Source organism: Treponema sp. OMZ 803 (assembly GCF_024181165.1).
Taxonomy (GTDB): Bacteria; Spirochaetota; Spirochaetia; order Treponematales; family Treponemataceae; genus Treponema.
In genome coordinates, this window is sequence record NZ_CP051195.1 from 2,293,436 (window position 1) to 2,316,916 (window position 23,481).

Annotated in this window: 15 protein-coding genes and 1 tRNA gene; 3 read left to right on the forward strand and 13 right to left on the reverse strand. The window is 44.8% G+C overall.

The window, feature by feature from the left end; genetic code table 11:
- Positions 1-38: 38 nt before the first annotated feature.
- On the reverse strand, positions 39-773 hold the full coding sequence (grpE, locus tag ABH09_RS10390; RefSeq protein ID WP_253714331.1) for a nucleotide exchange factor GrpE: 735 nt from the start codon (positions 771-773) through the stop codon (positions 39-41).
- Between the two features lie 588 nt (positions 774-1,361).
- Between grpE and ABH09_RS10395 the strand changes: the two genes are divergently transcribed.
- From ABH09_RS10395 to ABH09_RS10405, 3 genes are all read left to right on the forward strand, one after another.
- The gene (locus tag ABH09_RS10395; RefSeq protein ID WP_253714332.1) at positions 1,362-4,286 is read left to right on the forward strand and encodes a right-handed parallel beta-helix repeat-containing protein; all 2,925 of its coding nucleotides are present in this window, start codon (positions 1,362-1,364) and stop codon (positions 4,284-4,286) included.
- A gap of 174 nt (positions 4,287-4,460) precedes the next feature.
- On the forward strand, positions 4,461-5,864 hold the full coding sequence (gene trkA, locus ABH09_RS10400) for a Trk system potassium transporter TrkA (protein ID WP_253714333.1): 1,404 nt from the start codon (positions 4,461-4,463) through the stop codon (positions 5,862-5,864).
- Positions 5,861-7,303, forward strand: coding sequence for a TrkH family potassium uptake protein (locus ABH09_RS10405; RefSeq protein WP_253714334.1), 1,443 nt, complete (start codon positions 5,861-5,863; stop codon positions 7,301-7,303). The genes trkA and ABH09_RS10405 overlap by 4 nt, the downstream gene beginning before the upstream one ends.
- Positions 7,304-7,354: 51 nt before the next feature.
- On the opposite strand, the gene ABH09_RS10410 is transcribed toward ABH09_RS10405, so the two are convergent.
- From ABH09_RS10410 to ABH09_RS10465, 12 genes are all read right to left on the reverse strand, one after another.
- Positions 7,355-7,427, reverse strand: a tRNA-Asn gene (locus ABH09_RS10410).
- Positions 7,428-7,520: 93 nt separating this feature from the next.
- Positions 7,521-9,248: an AMP-binding protein gene (locus tag ABH09_RS10415; RefSeq protein ID WP_253714335.1), complete on the reverse strand. Its 1,728-nt coding sequence runs from the start codon at positions 9,246-9,248 to the stop codon at positions 7,521-7,523.
- A gap of 63 nt (positions 9,249-9,311) precedes the next feature.
- Positions 9,312-11,240 (reverse strand): DNA topoisomerase IV subunit A, encoded by a 1,929-nt coding sequence (locus tag ABH09_RS10420; protein ID WP_253714336.1) that lies wholly within the window; start codon positions 11,238-11,240, stop codon positions 9,312-9,314.
- 253 nt (positions 11,241-11,493) lie between these two features.
- Positions 11,494-12,495 (reverse strand): LacI family DNA-binding transcriptional regulator, encoded by a 1,002-nt coding sequence (locus ABH09_RS10425; RefSeq protein ID WP_162664251.1) that lies wholly within the window; start codon positions 12,493-12,495, stop codon positions 11,494-11,496.
- A complete protein-coding gene (locus tag ABH09_RS10430) occupies positions 12,495-13,376 on the reverse strand; it encodes a DMT family transporter (protein WP_253714337.1) in 882 nt (293 codons plus the stop codon). Before ABH09_RS10430 ends, ABH09_RS10425 begins: the two co-directional genes overlap by 1 nt.
- Before the next feature lie 70 nt (positions 13,377-13,446).
- On the reverse strand, positions 13,447-14,736 hold the full coding sequence (locus ABH09_RS10435) for an ABC transporter substrate-binding protein (RefSeq protein ID WP_253714338.1): 1,290 nt from the start codon (positions 14,734-14,736) through the stop codon (positions 13,447-13,449).
- 41 nt (positions 14,737-14,777) lie between these two features.
- The gene (locus ABH09_RS10440) at positions 14,778-15,605 is read right to left on the reverse strand and encodes a carbohydrate ABC transporter permease (protein WP_253714339.1); all 828 of its coding nucleotides are present in this window, start codon (positions 15,603-15,605) and stop codon (positions 14,778-14,780) included.
- Positions 15,602-16,477 (reverse strand): carbohydrate ABC transporter permease, encoded by an 876-nt coding sequence (locus ABH09_RS10445; RefSeq protein WP_162664253.1) that lies wholly within the window; start codon positions 16,475-16,477, stop codon positions 15,602-15,604. The genes ABH09_RS10440 and ABH09_RS10445 overlap by 4 nt, the downstream gene beginning before the upstream one ends.
- On the reverse strand, positions 16,474-19,563 hold the full coding sequence (locus ABH09_RS10450; RefSeq protein WP_253714340.1) for a glycoside hydrolase family 2 TIM barrel-domain containing protein: 3,090 nt from the start codon (positions 19,561-19,563) through the stop codon (positions 16,474-16,476). The genes ABH09_RS10445 and ABH09_RS10450 overlap by 4 nt, the downstream gene beginning before the upstream one ends.
- Positions 19,564-19,933: 370 nt before the next feature.
- Positions 19,934-21,631 (reverse strand): amylo-alpha-1,6-glucosidase, encoded by a 1,698-nt coding sequence (locus tag ABH09_RS10455; RefSeq protein ID WP_253714341.1) that lies wholly within the window; start codon positions 21,629-21,631, stop codon positions 19,934-19,936.
- Positions 21,628-22,449: a carbohydrate ABC transporter permease gene (locus tag ABH09_RS10460; RefSeq protein ID WP_253714342.1), complete on the reverse strand. Its 822-nt coding sequence runs from the start codon at positions 22,447-22,449 to the stop codon at positions 21,628-21,630. The genes ABH09_RS10455 and ABH09_RS10460 overlap by 4 nt, the downstream gene beginning before the upstream one ends.
- Positions 22,427-23,338: a carbohydrate ABC transporter permease gene (locus ABH09_RS10465; protein WP_253714343.1), complete on the reverse strand. Its 912-nt coding sequence runs from the start codon at positions 23,336-23,338 to the stop codon at positions 22,427-22,429. The genes ABH09_RS10460 and ABH09_RS10465 overlap by 23 nt, the downstream gene beginning before the upstream one ends.
- Positions 23,339-23,481: the final 143 nt, after the last annotated feature.

The window sequence follows — 23,481 nt, forward strand, 5'->3', positions numbered from 1 at the left end:
AACTCCTTATTTGTTTGATCCTTAAATAAAGGATTATCTTATTTTTTCTCTGCCGGTGTAGGCATCAATACCATAACCTTTGCCGGACGGAGAATCCGTTCCTTCAATTTATACCCTTTTTGCAGTTCCGCTCCGACAGTCGGTTCCGTAACCTCGGCCGAAGGGTTTGTTGCAACGGCTTCGTGAATGTCGGGGTTAAAGGGTTTTCCCTGCACTTCGTAATACTGCAGACCGTACTTCGACTCAAGTAGCGAAGATAAGCCGTTCCGGATCATCACAACGCCCTGCATAAAAGCGGCGGCGCTATCTTCTCCGGCTTTTTTACCGGCCTCGATTGCGCGGTCAAAGTCATCCAATATCTGCAAGAGGTCGGAAATCAAATTCGTGTTTGCGTAATCGATTGCCTCCTGCTTTTCCCTTATCATGCGCTTACGGTAGTTATCGAAATCCGCAGCCTTGCGCAGATATTGATCCTGCAATTCCTTGCACTTTGCTTCCAAAGATGCGAGCTTTTCGGCAGCAGACGGCTCCGGCTTTGCCTCTTTCGATGCTTCCGTATTCGGAGCAGTTTGTCCGGTCGCCGTATTTCCATGCTCTTGATTGCCGGTTTGCTGTTCCGGTGCCGCATGTTGTTCGGCATTTCCTGTGCTGTTACCATGCGGGTTTGCATCTGCGGCTTTTTTACCGGCTGCGGAGTCCGTGTTCATACCGTTCTGCTCTACCGGTTGGGCTTCGCACTCCGGCTCATGCCTTTTTCCGTGTTTTTTTGTCATTCCTTTCCTCAAATTATCCGGCACTTTATCTGCCTGTCGGCCGAATTGCCGTTTTATTCTTTATTTGACAAATAGAAAATACTAACGGAATCGCAAATGGTCAAGAAAAAATAATTGACAGGGTAGACGTATCAGATGTTTTTTGAATATTCCCGCAGAATAATGGAGACGGTTCGACCAGAGTTGAACCACTTCGCGGTTCAAATGGTCGCCCCACCCCCATTATTCTGCGATTTATCTATTCAACTGATGCGTTTACCCTGCTGCTAGAAAAAAGAACGTTTATTTTAAGCGGTACAAATGGTACCGCTTAAAAACACGTCGAGTTTGCTTACGCAAACATCGCAGATTGTATGTGCGCTGCCGCGCACGAATTAAACAACTTCCAAAGTTGAAACTTTGTTCAGTTGTTCAATTTTAAGGAACGGCTTTTTGCAATTTACCTTTAATCGGTATTATGATAGTATCCGGCTAAGATGGATGGAGCAGTGTAAGTGTCGCGTTAGTAAATCTCATCGCGACCTGTAAAACAGAGATTGTGGCAGCCGTTTCCACGTAACTTAATACGAGAAGAAGGAGACCTCTTCTATGCGTAAACTTCTTAGTTTTTTGGTAATTTTTGTTTTATGTGCCGGATGTAAAAACTATCAAGCAGATATTGACGACTATTTAAGTTATTGGTCAACACAGGCTGCAATTGTCCGGTCTGGCTTTGACCCTGCAATCACCGTACAAACCGATACAGACACAATACAGAGTATTCCTTCATCAAGCGATGTAACGGTAACATTTACCGTCCGTAATCCCAAAAACTTCACCTTTCAGCTGCCCGGAGATGCAGGCGCCCCTACCGATATTGTCGTTTTTCCCACAGACGTTGCCGGCACAACGACACCCACCCCAAAACACCCCGATGATTATGAACTGACACAGGATTCAAACAGTCAATTAACGCTCACATATAAACAGGATTTTTTGCAAAAACATGAATACGGCAAAAAGAATATCGGGCCGACGATTACGCTGTATGCCAAAGACGGCAGAAAATTTTCAGAAACATTTAAGCTCAATGTAAAAGCAAATACCCCTCCGCCCAATCTTATCTATCGGGCAATCGGCAAGACCACTGCAGCCGATGGAAGGCATTACTATGTGTTGTGTCTTGAAGTACCGGATATGTATAGGGAGATAAATAGTTCCGAACTTCTGCATAAGGATATTAAATATCTTTCTATTGCTGAAGGCTCCGGCTCATACACCTCGATACCGTTAACGGTAAAGGCAGACAAAAGCGGATTCGATATCAGCGGCGCAGGCGGGCGCTTGTTGGGATACAGTGATGCAACAGCTTTATTGCCTACAGATGTTGAATCAGGAGTAACACCCGATATACTACCGGCTTCAACTGAAACATGGATTCTCCGCGTAAAAACGAATGTTGAAGTACAAGGTGCGGTAAAGCAGTACCGGTTTCGGCTGCAAGATGAAGCAGGGCTATTTTCCACGGGGGAATTGCATGCCTCTACCAGTACCAATAAGGTTAGTCCGGTTACTATAACCGTCAAAAGCGGTTCGTGGACAGTAACACCAAAGCACGGAACAAATGATGCCCCTCATGAGATAACCTATGGACCGGGAGTACAAAACATACTCTTGAAAGCTGAAACCGCTACGAGCGGAGCTACGGTGCACTATAAATTGGAACGTAACGGACTCACCGTAAGCGAAAGTTCCGATACAACGCCGCTAACCATAGAGCTGCCTGCCGCCCCGGATGTCGTGTATAAACTCACGGCATGGGCAGAACACGCAGGATTTGATAATAGCCAAAATATAGTTGTATTCTATAACAGTAAGGGACTGGAAGTAAGCGCGACGGAACCGGGGGCTTGGCAACGGCTTAAAGATGCTGTAGAAAGCGCCGCAGATGGTGACGTCATCATTGTGAATGGCGTGATCCAAGCCACCTCTGCTGCCAATAACCACGGTGAAATTGCTGTAACCAAAAGTATCACAATACGCGGCAAGAACGGTAGCGGAAGCGATATTCTCGATGCAAATAAAACAACTGGTGGTAAGGATGCACACCGTATCTTTAAGGTAACAAACTGCAACCTCACATTAGAGGGCTTGACCCTTAAAGGAGGCATGGCAACCGACACTAGTGAGTACGACAAAAAACTGGGCGGCGGCATCTACGGTAAGAATATTCAAAATCTAACAATAAAGAACTGTATTATTCAAAACTGTGAAGCAACAACATCCGGCGGCGGTATATATATAACGACAGCGGCTGATAAGCCCCCCATACAAGTCACTATAGCGGATACGCAGATCTTACAGAATACAGCAGTTCAGTCAGGCGGCGGTCTTGAATTCAGATCCGATCAGGCAACACATATAACAGGAATTCTCGATAGCGTTACCATACGAGGTAATAGTCTCACAAGTACGGCTGAAAACCCTCTCTACGGCGGTGCGGGTGTATGCTTTAGCGGCGGTTATACCAAGCGGTCAACGCTCACTGTAAAGGGCGGAAGCATTGACGGTAATAATGCGGGGGAGCTTTACGGCGGCGGTATTTATATAAAAACAGGTGCAAGCGGTTCTGTAAACGGTACGCTGACGTTAAAAGACGGCGTACGTATTTCCGGAAATACGGCCAAAAACGGCGGCGGCATCGCGGTACACAGTGCAACGCTTATTATAGAGCCAGGCTGTACAATTGGCGGAGATAACGCTTCTCAAGGCAATACGGCAAAAACTTCAGGCGGCGGTATCTCCGTGGGTAAAAAGGCTGAGTGTACGATTAAAGAAGGTGTTACTATCCGGCATAATAGAGTGAGTAACGGAACAAATATTATGGACGGCGGCGGTGGCTTGTATATCAAAGATACCGGTACCCAAGCTGATAACGGTATTGTTACTATAACAGGTACGCTGGGGAACCCTGTTCGTATTGAAGACAATGAGGCTCGCGGATCAATCGGTGTCGGCGGAGGTATCGCAAACAACGGAACGATAACACTTACCCATGTGCATATCAGCGGTTGTAAAGCGCCCGACTCTGCAGGTCTCGGCGGAGGTATTTTTGTTCGGCATGGACAGTGTACGATGATTGATAGCAAGGTTCGTGCCTGTGTTGCACAGGGCGCCGGCGGCGGTGTGTATGTATATAAAGACCCGACTGTTAGCGGTTTATTTACAATGCAAGGAAATAGCCGCATTGTTCCTTCCGGTGATGATGTAAAGGGGAAAAATGATATATTTTTAAAGGATAATAATACCCCTGGTACTACCTCTTATATTAACCTTTCCGGCAAATTGACCGGCACAAGACCTATCGGGCGCATTACGGTACCGGACGGAAGCTATAGTGAGGGCACTAAAGTCCTTGACGGCAATATTACCGTTGGCGAAAACTATAAAAAGTTCACGGTAACGTCGAAGAGTGGTCAAAATTGGTATATCAACACTGCCGGTAAACTGACCACGACAACACCTTCCCCCTAACCGTGCCTATGCACTAGAGGGAAAGAGACGATCAGGATAAAAGCTATACCTAAGTTTTTAGAAATGCCCAATAGGAATTCCCATTGGTAATCTTCATTAAGAATTATCAATGGGAGCGTTCCCCATCAATGTACCCCTGTCCATCCCGATGCTTTTGTGTTAGTATCATTGCAAATGACTGTCATTATTATTGGCGCAGGCGTAACAGGGGTTGAGCTTGCCCGAAGATTAATCGCAAAAAAGCATAATGTGGTTCTTATTGAACAAAATCAAGAAACCGCCCGCCATGCAGCCAACCGCTTGGACTGTATCGTAACGGAGGCGAGCGGTAACGATCCGAAAGTTTTAACCGAGGCCGGTATCCAACGGGCAGACGCGCTGGTTACCCTTACCGACAGTGACGAACTGAATATGATTATCTGCGGTGTTGCCGAATCTCTTGCTCCCAAGGTACTGAAGATTGCCCGCGTAAGAAATGAAAATTACGTTGCATCGCTGAACACCGGAAAAGACCGTACGTTGGGTATCGATTTTTTGGTGCATCCCGACCAAGAAGCGGCACTCGCCATCATTAATGCGGTTGAACACGGGGCTGTCAGTGATATTATCGCCTTTGAAAATTCTCCATATCAGCTCACCTGTTTTACCATCGGTGCAGGAAGCAAGCTTGACGGAGTTACACTGCAAAATATTCGCACTGTTGCTATTGATAGTCCTTTCGTCGTCGTTGCCGTAGAGGATGAAAATAAAACCGCCATTCCATCGGGAGGTACGGTACTTCATGCCGGTATGCGAATTTCAATTTTGACGCTGCCGAATTATATCGAGCGGTTTTATGCGCTTGCGGGATTCACGGTGAAACCTATCAAAAAGATTGCACTGGTCGGTATCGGGAAGGTTGGCAAGCGAGTTGCAGCGAGCCTTATCGAAAAGCATTCGTTTGGTATGTTTAAACGTTTATTCGGCCTTCGTACCAAATCCCGCTGGGAAGTTGCCATTATCGATAAAGACAGCGCCCTTGCAAAACAAGCCGCGGCGGAGTATCCCGAAGCGCGCATCTACAGCGGAGATGTTACCGATGAGGCATTTATAGAAGAGATTGCGCTTAATTCCTTCGATCTCGTTATCAATGCAACGCAAAATTATGAATTGAACATGATTACTTCCGCGTATCTTAAAACACTCGGCATCCCCAAAACCATTGCGCTTGTGCAAAGCTCCGTGATGTCGAACGTGGCATATAAAATCGGTGTGGATGTTGCAATTCCGTTAAAGGACGTTACGGTTGACGTTATTATGAGCCATCTGGGCGGTAAACACCTTACCCGTATCCATACGATGGGCGCGGGCGAGCTCGAGATAGTCGAAGTCATTATTTCCGATCAGTCGGAAGCGGTAGAGAAAAGCCTGAAAGATATTGCAATGCCCGGTGTGTTTCTGATACTGCTCATTACAAACGAAACAGGCTGCCGTATCCCTGACGGAAATACCATCCTTGAAGCGGATGATAAACTCGCCATTATCGTACAAGTTGCACAAAGCGACGAAGTTATTAAGTATTTTGCCGGTAAAAAATGAAATTTTTCCAATGTTTAACCATCATCTTTATGATTCTTTCGATTGTTGCCGGAAGTTTTTTGATTCCGGTTTCCGTTGCTGTTTATATGCATGAATGGAACATACTGTCGGCATTTTTTATACCGATGGCAGTTTTGTGGCCGCTTACGCTCCTTCTCTTTATCAAAACGAAGCGGCAACCGATTCGGCTTACCGTGCGCGAAGGAATCCTTTTGGTGAGTTCCGCGTGGCTCGGCGCGGGCTTATTGGGTGCGGTTCCGTTCATGCTGTCGGGATTTGTGCCGCACTTTAGCGATGCGTTTTTTGAATCGGTTTCCGGATTTACGACAACCGGCGCAAGCGCCTTACAGAACATCGAAAGCTACCCGATGGCGCTGCGGGTATGGCGTACTCAAATGCACTGGCTCGGAGGTATGGGGATTGTTGCCTTAACCGTTGCCTTGTTCCCGCTGCTCGGCGTTGGCGGTTTTCAGCTGATAAAAAGTGAGACAAGCGGCCCGGACAAGGGAAAAGTAACGGCAAAGATTACGCATACGGCAAAAGCGCTCTGGTTTATTTACTTGGGGATGACGGTTTTGCAAATTATCCTCTTGTGTATTGCAGGAATGCCGTTTTTAGAAGCAATGTGCCACAGTTTTTCTACGCTTGGGACCGGCGGGTTTTCAACGCAAAATACCAGTATCGGGTATTATAACTCGGCAGCTATTGAAATTATCTGTACAGTGTTCATGTTTTTGGCGGGCGTGAATTTCAGCCTCTACTTTCATCTTTTTACCGGAAAGCCCGAAGAATTTTTTAGAAATTCCGAATTGCGGGCGTATATCCGTATCGCTTTTTGTGCAGGAGTCGGTGTGGCGTTAGTGCTTGTGCCGATTTACGGCATAGCAGCCGCTTTTCGTCACAGCTTTTTTCATGTTGCGTCGATTATGACAACCACCGGATTTTCTACGGTGAATTACTGCGCATGGCCTGCGTTTGCCCAAGCGCTCCTCTTTTTACTGATGTTTGTCGGCGGGTGTTCCGGTTCAACGGCAGGCGGTATCAAAGTTATTCGCTGGGTTATTTTACGTAAGCAAGCCTTCAACGAAATGCAGCGACTTTTGCATCCGCACGGCGTGTTCAGTATCCAACTGAACCGCCGCCCGGGACGGAAAGACGTTGTATACAGCGTTGCAGGTTTTATATTCGTCTATTTTGTGTGTCTATTGGTAACGTTTTTAGCGGCGGCCTTAACCGGAACAGACATCCTTACCGATATAGCTGCATCACTTACGTTGGTCGGAAATATCGGCGCCGCATTCGGCAAGGTCGGAAGTGGTGGAGATTTTTCATTCTTTCCGCATTGGGCAAAGGTTGTGTTTTCTTTTTCTATGCTGGCAGGTCGTTTGGAGCTTTATACCATCGTTATCTTATGTGTACCCGCCTTTTGGCGCCGGTAACCGGATAAAAACAAAAAAGCTCAAACAGTCATACTGTTTGAGCTTTGGAAGCTCCCCCGCGCGGGTTCGAACCACGGACCCAGTGGTTAACAGCCACTTGCTCTGCCTACTGAGCTACAGGGGAAAGTGATAAATAACTATGGACAAACTTATACTGAAAATAGGAAAAAATGTCAAGCATTTCAGAGAAAATTACACGATCAGACTTGCAGGTATCTTATTTCCCTGCCGGAACCTCGCCTTCTTTTTTTCCTCGATTTGCAAAATTATAGAGATATCGCTTAATTTTTTGACTGGCAGTCTTCTCAAACCCTTCGACCGGTTCGATCTTATCGATCCGAGACATCTTATTCACACTGGAATTAACGAAAAATTTAATCTCGTTTAAAATTTCCGCTCGTTTATAAGCCATCGCATCCGTCAAGCCGGAAACAGCGCCTGCTACGGCGGATTGCAGATTTTGAATGGCAGAGCCTTCTTTGTTTTGATTCTGTTCTTTTTGCACCTCGGCTGCGATTTTTTCTTCATCAAGCTGTACGTAGGCGACAAGAGAAGATTTTTCTCCTTCAACCACGAGTGATTCCGTTACGAGCGGGTGCTGATTCAGTACGAACTCAATATCTTCAGGGTAAATGTTCTCACCGCTGGCGCCGAGGATCATGTTCTTTGACCGGCCTTTAATCGCTAAATGCCCTCTTTTATCCATCATAAAAAGATCGCCGGTTTTGAACCAGCCGTCTTCGGTAAACGAATTTTTTGTGAGTTCAGGGGCGCGATAGTAGCCTTTCATCACATTTGGTCCTTTGACCAACAGTTCCCCGATACCGGTTTTGGGGTCAGGGTTATCGATTTTCACTTCGACATCGGGGATAGCGTAACCGATCCAGCCCGGAACGCTTTGGCGGACGGTAGAACCGGCAATAAGCGGCGCCGTTTCCGTTAAACCATACCCGATAACATACGGAAATTTAGCATCTCTCAAGAATTCCTCAACGGTCGTATCGGTTTTCGAGCCGCCCAATCCGAAAAATTTCAGGTGTCCGCCGAACGTTTTTTTCAGCTGCTTTCCGGCAAGGCGGTTAAGGAGTTTCTTGCCGAGCTTAGTATGATACAGCCATGCACGGAACGGCGAGGAAGTAAGCGCAGGAAGTATCTTATTTTTGTATATTTTTTCCATAACAATCGGAACGCTTAGCATCATCGTCGGGCGTACCTTCGTCAAAGCAGGAAGGAGTATCCGCGGCGATGGGATTCCTTCAAGATAGTACACGCAGGCGCCGTTCAAAAAGAACATCAAAAAGCCGATCGTAAATTCATATACATGAGAAAGCGGCAGAATGGAAAGCGCCCGGTCATACTCGTTAATACGCTGGCAGGACTGTCCTGCGATTGCATTGCAAACGAGGTTTTTATGCGAAAGTTCCACACCCTTGGAACGCCCCGTCGTACCGGACGTATAAATAACGGAAGCGGTATCGTCTTCTTTGCAGGTATGAGGCGGAGGATTGCCGTTTCTTATTTCCGTACCCTTTTTAACTGAAAAATCCTGAATATCGATGAGAACGGAAACGGTGTCGGGTACTCGGCTCATCAGTTTTTCCGAAACGATGATCATCGTCGTCTCGGAATGCTCCAAACAGGCCTTGACCTCTTTGTCGGTAAAATCGGGCAGCAGCGGCACGGCAATGGCACCCATCGTAACAATCGCAAAATAGGCGATCCCCCAATGGGGAACGCTATGGCTGTAGATTGCAATCTTATCGCCGGGGTTAACACCGAGACAGTACAGGCGTTGCTGCAGCTGCTTTATCTGCTCACCGGCTTCATTGTACGAAATCGATTCTCCCGACACAAATGAAAGTGCTGGGCGTTCCCCAAATCGCTTGATGCTATTTTCCAGCATCGCTTGAAAGGTATAATGTTTTAGTTCATTGATTGTTTGCATAGGCAGTTTTCTCCCTACAAGGCAGGGCATCTCTAAAAAGATTCGACTTCCAGAGGTTTCCCGTTACTTTTTACTATTTTTTTTCGTTACCGGAGCCGCTGCTGTCGCTTCTCGTTCTGCAAGACGTACTCCTTGCGCTTTTAATCCCTTTTCGGGATAATCCGCGGTTTTGAAACGCTCCTCGGTCTTCTTTGTTCGAGGTTTAGGCGCGTATTGCACTGTAAACTCGAAATTTTCTGCCGTGCCCGCATACAGCACAGTCGCCGTATCCGGTACAAACAGGTAATCGCGGTTCAAGATATAGGATTCAACCCGTGCCCGTTTGATATACGGATACTGTGTTTTCTCATCTTTATAAATAACCGTAAAGAGGATTTGTGACAATAATTCTTTTTCAGCAAAGCCGCAGTACCACATGTTGGTATCGACAAAGAGCCGGTCGGGCACATCCATAACGGTGTACACCCCGCTTTTACGCAGAATAAAAACGCGGTCATACGGCGAAACTTTGAGTATTTCTTTTCCAGTAGTTACGGCGGTGCCGAGGTAGCCGGTCGCTTCGTCATAGCGGAGCGATAAATCGCGGTTAACCGCTTCTTTTACATCTACTTTGGTAAAGCCGGTAATCTCCGTTTTACGCGCCGTCACTTCAGGCGGCAGCTTTGCGAGGATTCCGTCAAGGACGCTGAGCGCATACTTTTTAAGGTTCTTTAAAAGACGGGCTATCTCTTTGAGCCGAGCGGAAATTTCCTGCACTTCGGCACGGTTTTTTTGAATGTCGTAGAGCGAAATACGCCGAATGGGAATTTTAAGGAGCCGGTCTACATCGTTTTCCGTTACTTCCCGTATCAGCTCTGCCTTAAACGGTTCAAAACCTTTGATAACCGCCTTAATGACCGACTCGGCTGTTTTCATCGTTTCAATCTTTTTATAAATCCGCTCTTCGATAAATATCCGCTCAAGTGTTCTCAAGTGCAGCCGGTCGGTAAGCATCTCCTGCTCATACAAAAGTTCATCTTTCAGTAAAGCGGTCAGCTGTTTCGCGTGAGTTTTAATCACCTCGGTAACAGTCGTCTGTACCGGCAGATTGTCTTGAATGACCAGCAAATTACAGGAGATCGATTGCTCGCAATCGGTAAAGGCATAGAGCGCATCGACAACATCCGCTGCGTACACGCCGCGCGGCAGCTTGAGTTCTATTTCTACTTGTTCCGCCGTATAGTCGTTAATTTCCGAAATTTTTACCTTTCCCGACTTCGACGCCGATTCTATCGAAGCGATGAGGCTTTCGGTAGTGCTGCCGAAGGGGAGTTCACGGATAACAATCCGTTTATCGTCGGAGGTGTCCAACTTTGCCCGCACCAGCACCTTGCCCTTGCCGTCCTGATAGTCGGACACGTCGATAAGCCCGCCGGTCTGAAAGTCGGGATAGAGCGTAAAGGATTTACCGGAAAGACAGGCTTTTTCCGCCTCGATGATTTCGCGGATATTATGCGGAAGTATCTTGGTAGACATACCGACAGCGATCCCTTCCGCCCCGATAAGCAATACGACAGGCAGTTTGGCGCGGAATACGACCGGCTCTTTGTTTCTACCGTCATAAGAAGGAACATACCGCGTAATATGGGGATTAAACAGGATATCTTTTGCAAATTCGGTGATGCGGCATTCGATATACCGCGGGGCGGAGGCTTCGTCCCCCGTAAAGAGGTTGCCGAAGTTTCCCTGCTTGTCGATAAAGAGGCTTTTATTGGCGAGTACCGTCAATGCGTTGCCGATGGAAGCGTCCCCGTGAGGGTGATACTTCATGCAGTAGCCGACGACATTGGCAACCTTATGGAATTTTCCGTCATCCATCTCAAAAAGAGAATGTAGGATACGCCGCTGTACCGGCTTTAAACCATCCTCTACGTCGGGAATTGCGCGGTCACGGATAACATAACTGGCATACTCTAAAAAATTCGTGTTAAATAAACTTTCTACATAGTCCATACAAGATTATTGAGCATAGCGGAAAAACCCGAACGTGTCCAGATTCGCCAGCAGGGTAAACGCATCAGACTCTCTTTTTAACACCCCGCAAAATCAGGAGGTCGTTCAAGCAGAGTTGAACCTCTTCGCGGTTCAAATGCTTGCCCAGCCTCCTGATTTTGCGATTTATATTTATTCGTCTGATGCGTTTACCTTTCCTCTAAAAAATAAATTGTACGAAATTTTATTTAAAATTTCGTACAGAAGGAATAGCTTACCGTGAAATATTCCGTACACTTTCACGCACAATCAGTTCACACGGGATGACGACTTTTACCGGAACTTCTCTGTCCGAGCGGATACGGTCGGCTAAGATACCGACGGCCTGTCTTCCCATTGTCCGCATGTGCAGACTGACGGTGGTGAGCGGCGGAACCATATATTTTGCAGAAGATATATCATTAAAACCGACAATACTGATTTGATCAGGTACCTTCCATCCCAATTCATACGCAGCTTTATAGGCACCGACTGCAATAGAATCGTTTACGACAAATACGGCAGTCGGAGGCTCCTGTTGTAATAAAAGTTGTTTCATAAGGGTGTACCCGCACTTAGGGGAATAATCTCCCTTACACAAATACTCCTGCCGCCAAATGTTATATTTTTTCATATAATTTATGTACACTTCTGAGCGGATATCAGGTACTTCGTTTCCGTCATAATCGAGTTCCGTACCGCCGCCACCGACAAAGGCTATTTTTGAATGGCCGTTTTTGCGCAAATAATCGAGTACACCGATGACGGCTTTTTCCATACCGATAACCACAGAATCAAAACGGGTTTCGTCGGGATTACAGTCTACAAATACCACCGGTTTTTTTAGCGCAGCAATTTTTTTTACAATAGAGGGGCTAAAGGTTCCAATACAAATTATTCCGTGTACCGGCGGTATAGATCCGGTGAGCGCCGATACCGGTATACTCATTCGTACAAACCCTTCATCTTCCATTTTTTTTTCAGCAGCTACACGTACCGCCAAATAAAAGGGATCGGCAAGTTCCTCTTCGTGAGAATATGAACTCATCAAACCTATTTTTAATTTAATCTTTTTTCTTTTTTTATTATTCCGCTCATATTCAAGACTTGCCGCCGTTTCAAAAATGCGACGGCGGGTCTCATCAAGGACACTGAGTGTTTCATCGTAATTTAGAACGCGCGATACGGTAGCAGCCGAAACGCCCGCTTTTTCGGCAATATCTTTTATTGTAGCCATTACGTTACCGTATCATAACTCTTACATTTTTTCAATTTCAACTCCGAGATGAGTACAGCGCTTAAAATCAATAGGGCGCCGCACAGTACTCGAAATGAAAGTTTTTCGTGTATCAGCAACACGGAAAAAAGAGTGGCAAATACCGCTTCCAGCGACAAGATGATAACAGCCTGTACTTGCTTTACATATCGTTGTGATGAGGTCTGTAAAAAATAGGTAATTGCCGTACTGACAATACCGAGATATAAAATCGATAATAAAGCATTTTTCCCCCACACTATTCCCGCCATTCCGCCGGTAAACGGCAATGAAATACAGGATAAGACAAAGGCTGTTGTTATCTGGACAAAGCTGAGGATATCAGTTCGATAATGGGGAGCATATTTACCGGTAAAAAAAACTTGACAGGCAAAAAAGAATGCGCCGGCAAGCGAGAGCGTATCTCCGATGCCGATAGTAAAATCTTTTGTCAATGTTAAAAATCCCGCCCCAGCCATCGCTAAAATCATACCGGTGAATTCACGCAGTGCAGGACGCTTTTTATATGCACCCCACACGAGGAAGGGAACAAAGACAACATTCGTCGCCGTTAGAAATGCGTTGTTAGACAGTGTGGAAAACTTTAAACCGATCGTTTGTAACGTGAACGCAAGAAATAAGCACAGCCCCATGATAACACCGGCTATCACCTCTTGTTTTAAAACGCTCTGCAAACTTTTACGTGCAGCAAAAAACATAATGATTGATGCAAGGAAAAAACGCACCGCCATAATTTGCATCGGCGTAAATGCGGTCAACGCAAGATCTACGGCAAGAAACCCTGCACCCCACAATATGGTAGCCGATAATAATCCGACAACGCCTAAAAGCTCTTTATTCATAATCATAATCCTACGGGAAACCTATAACCTATCCGAAGTTATCGGATAGGTTATAGTCGATAACTATAAGCTATCTTGCAAACTTTGTCGATAAATCCCGCTGCAATTCAATCAACGTAGTATCTATATCTTCATTTTTTAACAAGATACGAGAAACAGCAGCGCCGATCATATCATTTGCTTCGGCTATGTTAGGATTTTGCGGAAAGGCAGGGATTTTTTTCCCATTTTCAATAAATACGTTATAGATAGCATCGCCGCCGAAAAAATCATCCCCTTGTTCAAATACAGGCTCGCTATAACTCGGAATAAACGATGGATATAATCCGTATTTTTCAAAACCTTCTGCTTGCAAAGCGGTATCGGTCATTGCAAATTTTACAAATTCTTTTACCAGATCAGGTACAGCTGTTTTTGCATGAATGGCAACCACGGAACCGCCGTTTGCACAGCTTGAAGAGCCACCCGCACTTATTTTCGGCAAATCGATAACGCCCCACTTTCCGGCAGTATCGGGAGCTTTATCTTTTATTGTTCCGATCATCCATACCGCTTCGGGAATTGTTGCAACCGTTTGGTTAGCAACCGTACCTTCATATTCATCCCAGCCGTTGTAATTTTGCCCGATACCGGCATCATAGATTTCTTTAAAAAGGTGCATCGCCTGCAACGACTGCGGAGTATCAACGAGAGGTTTCCCGTCTGCATTAAACACCGACTGGCCAAGTTCTGCACAGAAAACTGCATAAAGCGACGGTTTAGTCGGCCGTATAGGCAGCATCTTAACCGCTTTCCCCGACGGTGTTTTACATACGGCGCTTATTTTTTTTCCGGCAACGATAAAATCACTCCATGTAACAATATCGGAAGCCTTTACACCGGCTTGCTCAAAATAATCTTTGCGATAAAACAATCCCATGGGTCCCGCATCCCACGGGAACGCATGAATTTTTCCGTTAAATTTTACCTCACCGATTTTTACCGGTAGAAAGTTCCGTTCGTCGACAACATCCGTTAAGTCAAGAAAGCCCTGAGGAAACTTATCGACATATCCGGCAAACACATCTCCTTCTATCGAAACGACATCAGCGATTCCATTTCCTGTTGCCAGAGATGTTGATAGCTTATTATAAATCTGATCCGTTCCCATCTCTTCAAATTCAAATTCGACATTAGGATGTGTCTGCTTAAATTTTTCCGCTGCACTCTGCAACTGCATTAACGCAACATCCCATGACCAAACTGAAATGGTAACAGTTTGAGTCTCCGCTTTACCTGCGGCGCTTTTTCCGCTACACCCGGTGAACAGCATAAAAACTGCCGCGGCAATATACAAGCCGCTTACAATACGCTTTGTCATTTTTTCCTCCTTATATTCGAGAATCATTTCCCGAACACCGCTTATTCTTTTACGGCGCCTCCCATGACGCCGGCGATAAACTGTTTTTGAAAAATAAAAAATATCAATAACACCGGCAGCGTTGCGATAGCAGCTGCTAAAAGTATAACTGCATAATTTTTGTTTGTAGGATTCCCATCAAGCATCGCGAGACTGACCGGCAGAGTATACAAACGTTTGCTGCCAAGGATGATAAGCGGCCACATAAAATTATTCCACATACTGGTAAACATATAAATAATAAGCGCCCCCAAGGCAGGCTTTACATTCGGCAATACAATTTTAGCAAAAATCCCCAATTCACCTACACCGTCTATCCGTGCGGCCTCAAGTAAAACCGGAGGAAAATGAAGCATATTTTGACGCATAAGGAAGATACCGAATGCATTTGCAAGGAGCGGTAAAACAACACCGGCATAGGTATCTGTTAAATTGATTTTAATCATCATTTCAAAAAGCGGTACATACATAACCAATGCAGGGATCATCATGGATGCTAAAATAAAACCAAAAATAACATTGCGTCCTTTAAATGAAAATAGTGCAAGTGCATAACCGGCTGCAGAAAATAAGACAGTGCATACGACAGTATAGATAACCGAAATGGTCAGCGTATTCCATGTACTGCGTAATAACCCTATTTTTTTACTCAGCAGTTGAAAATTACGTATCAATTCAAATCCGGGTACAAGGCGCGGCGGCACAGCAAGAATATCCGCGTTAGTATTTGTCCCCGAAACAAACATAAAATAAAAGGGGAACAAAGCTAAAAAGGTCGCAATAATCAAAATAATTAAACAAAGGATTTCTCCCGTTCTTTTATTTTTCATGTGTCGCTCCTTTCCGTTATCCTAAATTGCAAAACGGATAATACTGCAATCAGCACGACAAGCACATAACCGATAGCGGAAGCATAGCCGAATTTTAGATAAGTAAAACCGTTGTTAAATAAATATTGCCCTGCTGTTAATGTCGCATTGTTCGGTCCACCTTCCGTCAAAATAAAAGGTTCATCAAAAAGCTGGAGAGTCCCGATAGTAGAAGTTATCGTGCAAAATAAAATAACCGGTTTAATAATCGGAATAGTTATATAAAACAATATTTGGAAAAATGATGCGCCACTGATTTGCGCTGCTTCCGTTAATTCTTCGGGTATTGCTTGAATACCTGCTAGAAGAATGATCATATTATAACCAAGCCATCGCCACGTTATTGCAATGATAATTGCAAACCGTGCACTCCATTCGCCGTAAAACCAATTAACCGGCGGCAAACCTACAACCTTTAGTACATAGTTAATCAAGCCGTAATCGGAATTCATTAATACTTTAAATACAAGAGCATAGGCTACCAAGGCGGTTACCGACGGCAAGAATATTGCTGCACGGAAAAAGGCTTTTGCGCGGATGAATTTTTGCTCAATGAGCACTGCAATCAATAAAGCTCCCACAACCATAACAGGCACTTGAATTAATAGATATACAAAAGTATTAAAAAGCGATTTAAAAAAGATTCCGTCTTGAAATAGTTTTATATAATTCTCCCAATGAATGAATTCATAGGTACCTCCGCGATATTCGTAAAAACTTAAATATAAAGAACGAAACACGGGATAAACCATAAATACGGCAAAGATAATAATTGTCGGTGCAAGGAGAATATACGGAACATTATGCTTGGTAATAATATTTTTTTTCGTCATAATCTCTCCACGAAATCTGCCGCCCCCGCAGGGCGGAAACGCATTGTAATTGCAAAATCGTTAATACGGGTTTTGTTTTTATACATCTGTTCTTCGCCGCAGCTGTTGGAACCGAGGCCGCTGTGTTTTGCATCGATATGCACCACTACTCTTCCGGCTTTTTCTATGTTGCCGATATGGCCAGCTTTCTCCAGCGCATCGATTGTATAATCATGCACATTTATTCCTACCGGATTTTCAAATCTGAATAACAGACCTTTACCGGAACCGCTTAATAGGAGCCGTTCGACTTCTTCGCGGTGCCCGTTTTCCTGCGGTTTAACATATTCGGTGTGCATGTCCTGCACGGATGCAGAATACACGCCCTTTTGAACATGGGCTTTCATATCACAGTAATTTTCTTCGAAACCTAATCCGTACCATGTAACACGGTTGAATTGCAACGGCATACTGAATGCTATCCCCGTACGAGGAATCATCTGAGGAACAAAATCGGTATACGCAAATGAACGTGCGTGCAAATCAAATTCAATCTCCCCGTCCGGAAATATTCGGTAACGGTATTCGCATTTAAATCCGAATGCTTGATTTAAAAAGGAGAAATGTGTGGAAATATGTACCGCTACATAATTTTTCTCGGAACTGTAGGTAAAGGCTTCCAACTGTTCTTGTTGTTTATGTATAAAATATTTCTCCTTCCAATCTTTAACTTTATACATATCGTTGTCTATCAAGGCGCGCCGGACATTCGGGGTAAAACCTTCACATAGATAGCTTATTCCGTCTACCGTATATTCAAGCAGTCTACCGGTTACCTTGCAAAACGCTACTTGCACCCCATTGCCGGACACAGTAAGTTTTGTCTGTCCATCTGATATTTGCAAACCGTGTTCCGTGTCGTGTAAGCGCTGCCGGGGTCTCTGCGTGACCGGCAATAAGAGCTGCCGCTTTGCAACAATAAAACCCGAATCCGCATATAAGGTCTTGTGTTTATGCGTAAATTGTATATTCAGATAATATGCTTCAAATGATTCTTTGGGTAAGGAATAGGGAATACGGATTGTCTCTTCCTTCCCCACAGCGGCGGTCAACGTATCGATTATGCCGCTTTCATATACCATACCGTTAGACACAACCTGCCAACATAAAGCAATATCATGCAAATCCGTAAAATCGTAGCGGTTTCGGATTGTAATCAGGCCTTTAGCAAGATCTGCCGGATAGCAATCTACCGGAGCAATAACTTCTTTATAACACAAAAGGCCTGTGGACGGCGTTCTGTCCGGCATTAATAAACCGTCGATACAAAAATTGGAGTTAGTAGGTTCGTCACCGAAATCACCCCCGTAATAATACGTTATACTCCCATCTTCTTTTGTGATTTGAATCCCGTGATCGTACCATTCCCAAATAAAACCGCCCTGCAATCTTTTATACCGGCGGAACAGGTTCTGGTATTCTTCAAGATTACCCGGCCCCGTTCCCATCGCATGAGCATACTCACAAAGCAGATGAGGTTTACCGTGTGCGTCATTGCCTTCGGCAATTTCCTGAAGCCGATTTAAACGGGTGTACATTGTTGAATACACATCTGCGGTTTCCGCATTACTATCACCCTCATAATGAAGGAGCCGTGTTTTATCGAGCAAACGGATACGGTCTGCGGCTTTTTTAAAATTGGTACCCATGCCCGATTCATTTCCCATCGACCACATCAGGATACACGGATGATTATAATGAGCCTTTACCATCCGTTCACATCTATCGATATAGGCGTGCTCCCATGATGCCGTCTCATTAAGCCAATTCGTCGCTTGTATCCATTCAAACCCGTGCGATTCCAAGTCGGCCTCATCGATAACATATAAGCCGTAGGTATCACACAAATCGTAAAAATAATCTGCCTTGGGATAATGAGAGCAGCGGACGGCATTGATGTTATGCTGCTTCATCAATATGATGTCCTGCTCGACAACAGCCTTATCTACCGTACTACCTCCGGCCGGACTAAAATCGTGCATATTGACGCCGTTCAACAATATCGCTGTTCCGTTTACCGTAAAATTCCCGTCAATAATTTCAATTTTTCTAAAACCGAGCGTCAGCGCTACAGTATCAAGTATTCGGCTGTCTTTTTTTAGTTCAAGCTGTAAGCAATATAAAAAGGGAGTCTCGGCAGTCCAGGTATGCACCGAGGAAATTTCTTTACGTATCACTCTGAGTCCGGAATTGCAGTTATTCGAGCAGAATACCGTACCGCTGTTTTGATCACCATCCTGCATTTTGTTACAGGTACTATCTTGAACAGCAGCGTAGCCGTGTGTTATCTCCCGTCCACTGTCCTTTTCCGACAAGTGGTATTCTACCGTACAGCCTGCACCTTTGGCTTCTGCACTCAGCAGAACATCGGCATATAACACACCGCCCTTGTATCCGTTTTTTAAATCGCCGCAAACAAAGCAAGTAGAAATTGAACATGCATTCTCGTGATACACCGTTACATCGCGAAGTATCCCGCTGAATACCCACATATCCTGTCGTTCCAAATACGAACCGTCAGACCATTGGTAAACTCGTACTGTGATTTGATTTTCACCTATAACCACGCAATGTGAAATATCGAATTCGGAAGCAAGCCTACTTACTTTGCTATATCCGCAATGAATGCCGTTTATCCATACATCGAATGCGCTGCCGACACCGTCAAACCGCAGTATTGTTTTACCGTCTTGCCACGTATCAGGTACAGTGAAAGAACGGCGATATATTCCGGCTGGGTTTTCGCTCGGCACAAACGGAGGATTGACAGGAAACAGATACCACACATCCGTGTAATGCATCTGCCCGTATCCCTGCATCTGCCAGCATGAAGGCACCGGTATCGTATTCCATTTCTTTGTCGTAAAGTTTTTTTCAAAAAAACCTTCAGGTGAAAATTCCGGTGCACGCAGGTATAAAAAATCCCATGTACCATTCAGCGATATATCGGTAGGCTGCATACCGCTGCGCATAAGACGCGGCTGCGCTTCCCTCCGTCCAATGTGTAAAAGCGTTTCATCTTCCCATCGTTTTTTTTGCCGTTCCATCTACTTCCCTTCTTCAGAGCAATCGCATCATGCACTTTTGGGGATATTCCCGCAAAATATAAAGGCCGTCCAACCTTCCTTTTAAAAATATGCGGGCATCTACTTCGTTATTTCACAAAAATTAGTCCTCAACGTGCAAAAGCACGCCTGCGGGTAATTTTTGTTCATGCCTCGTATCTGCCTCGCCTCTTTTTAAAAGGCTAACGGAAAGCCTGTTTTTAACAGTCATAACCTATTATTCTGCGAGTTTTATCTATTTGTCTGATACGTTTACCCTTCTTGTAAAATAAACTGCACGAAATTTTGGGAAAATTTCGTGCAGAAGGAATACAACCACTTGAAATATTTCGATTGCGGTTGTCCTGTTTTTTTATACAAATTCTTTTTCAAGTTGCAAGAATACGCAGGCGGGCCATGTGAAGGCCTGATCGTCGTACCCGCAGCCCGTAAACGCATCGTAATTTTCTGCCATTAAACCGATTTTTGTTACCTCAAAAAAACGGTACGCCAAACGTTTTGCGAAATCGGGATATCCGTTCGCTCTTAGTGCATCGATAAACAAATAGGTTACAGGTGCCCACAGGGGGCCGAGCCAATAGCCGCCTTTCTTATATAGCGGACTGTCTTTTTGCTCAGTAGTGAGTCCGAACGGAGCTTCAAAGTTTTGTTCCAAATCACGCACTAATGCATCGGCAATCCGTTTATCCATGCGGTAGGCAATAACCAACGGCAGATACATCAGCAGCGAATGCCCCGTTCTAATTCTACTGCCCGTACCGGTATTCCATGCATGAAAAGCGCCATCCTCATAAAACCTGTCCATAAAGCTGTCAAAGAGTTCATCAGCCCGCCGCTTCCACTGTGCAGCCTCCGTATCATTGCCAAGCCTTTGCGCAAAGGAGGACAAGATATCCATTTTTTGAATGAGGAAGGCGCTTAAATCGGGAGATTCCACCGGAACGCCTTCATGGAAAACGGAGGCATTATCCCAGCCTGAATCGTTACCGTGGTAGTACAACGGAAAAGCGCTTCCGTTCGGGCGGCGGCGGTCAAGCCAGTAAAGAGCGGCGCGGCAAAAACTTTTATACGCCGGTAAAAAGTATTCCTGCCGGGAAAAAAGCGGATCAGCTTCCAGCAATTTATTATATGCCCACGCATGAATGGGCGGTTTTAAGCAGTTAAATGATGCAAAGGTATTATTGACATAGTCGGGATAGGCACCGAAAACATCCTGCGTGTCAAAAAATATTTTCAGCTGTCCGTAGGCTTCCTTCGGATACGCGCCGCCCAATGCAAGCGCCGTAAAGCAATTGTCCCAGCTCCAAATATTAAACATGGTGTTTTTAGACATATACACGGCATCGCAGGTTAATGCTCCTTGCGCATGGACGGTATTGTTCCATACAATATAGCGGGCAAGCGAATGGCTTTCTTGATACGCCTCGATGAAGCAAGGAAAGCGGCGTTTCCATTCATCATACTCAGATGCAAGCTGTTGTTCCGCTTTATCAAAGTCGTCCCTTGTGCATACATCAGAACGAAAAGAAACGGTTGTGCTTTTAAGCACGGCGCAGGCAGCTTTCCCATCGGCATTAACCGTAAGTACAGGACAGGCACTTCCTCGTACCGTCCACTTTGATGTTGCCGTGCAGCGCCCTTCCAAAACCGACATGCATATTTTTAATTGTTTATCATACAGCTGATGTTCATATTCCCCTTCGGAAACCTGCACAAGCGTATCGTATGCACCGTCCGTAATTCCTTTTAAACGGATGGTAAAACCGGCAGCTTTGATAAACAGCCGGTCATCAGCAGTACATAACAGCGTAACAAAACAGGCGGCATCATCTTGAGCATGAAATGAAAGAACGGTTTCCGTTCTTTCGCATATCAAGTCTTTCCATACATAACCGTCTATCGAAAGTTCATAGATATTCGAAACGGCGCCGTCCCCTCCGTGAAGATCCCGTATATATACTTTTCCTTCATTTTCCGAAACGGCAAAATACGAACCGCATGCACTGAAAGGTACCGTATCAATTCCATACGCAAAACCGTATGTGTTCATTTTATTGCTCCTGAAGTGCCTTCGATAATGTATTTTTGTGCAATCATAAATAACACAATAGGAGGGATAATCATAATGACGGTAATACACAAAATGGGAATAATCTGCGTATCATGCACACCTTTAAACGACGCAAGTCCCAACGCGAGCGTATACTTTGCTCTGCTTTGTAAGAAAATAAGCGGGCCGAGATAGTCGTTCCATACCGTCAGCATATTTAAGACTGCAACTAAAATAAGTTGCGGTTTTAATATCGGCATAAAGATCAGTGCATAAATCTGAAACGCATGAGCACCGTCGATACGGGCGGCTTCCTCAAAGTCGCGCGGAACGCCCGCTAAAAATTGGTGCATCAAAAAAATATAATAGGCCGAACCGAAGAAGGCGGGCACAATCAACGGCTTTAACGTATTGATCCAACCAAAAAGATTAAACTCCATATACAGCGGAATCATTGTTACATCCCACGGAATCATCATCGTAGAAAGCATGATGATAAACAGAATGGTTTTACCTTTAAACCGATACCGTGCAAAGCCGTATGCAGTTAAAGAACAGGCAATGAGCTGCCCGATCGTCGTCATAACCGTAATAAGAACCGAATTAAAAAAATACAACCCAAAGGGCTGGGACTTCCATGCAGCAGCAAAATTACCCCAACGCCATTCTTTAGGGAAAAAGCGGGGCGGATATGCATTTGCCTCCGCTTCCGTTTTAAACACGGTTAGCAACATATATATAAACGGAAATAAAAAATAGAGAGCGATTGCTATCAGCAGAATGTATATCAGTATTTTACTTTTTTTCGACAGCCTCATGTTTTCCTCTTTTTATTTCTGTTTCATAAAACACCCATGCGGAAGAAGACTTAAACACCAACATCGTCAATATCAAAATAATGATGAACATAACCCATGCATTCGCGGAGGCATAACCCAGCCGGTGATGTTTAAATGCATTGCGGTACACGTACAATCCGTAAAAGTACGTTGCATTTAACGGCCCGCCGCCGGTCAGCAGCATAACCAATGTCAACTGCTGAAATGCCGTTATCAACGAAGTTATCAAATTGAATAATATGGTCGGCGTAATAATCGGAAGGGTAATACTGAAAAACTGACGCGCAACGCCCGCTCCGTCCAAATCGGCAGCTTCATATAAATCCGCCGGAATGGTTTTGATATTTGCGTAAAAAATAAGCATCATCGTACCGACTCCGAAGGCACTTGCTAGCACAACGGCAACCAATGCCCACGACGGATCTAACAGCCACTTAGGGCCGGAGATACCTATTAAAGACAAAAGATAATTGAAGATGCCGTAATCGGCATTCAACAGCCATCCCCACACAATCGAAACGGCAACACCTGAAATAACGGTGGGGATATAAAAGACTGTCCTAAAAAATTTAACGCCCGCAACCGGCTGAGAAATCAACAGTGCCAAAAACAACGCAAGGCACATATTCAGGGGCACAAAAATAACGGCATATTTTAATGTGATAAACAGCGAACGGTAAAACTGCTTATCCTGCGTGAACATCGTAATATAATTTTTAAAGGCGGAAAAGACGGGTGGCTTTGTAATAGACCAATCAAAAAAGCTCATAATAAGCGACATCAGCAGAGGCCCTGCGGTAAAAACAATGAATCCTATCACCCATGGAGAAATAAAAAGATAAGGAGCTATTACGCTCTTTTTTTTCATTTTTAAAAATTCCTCCTAATGTCCTTATCTTGAAAAAAAACTGTAAAATTTTAAATCACTATGGGGATGTCTCAAAAGTTGGTTACTTTTTCGACAGCCCCACGGTACTTGAGGTTCCGCACTACAGTAGACCTGTTCGGAAA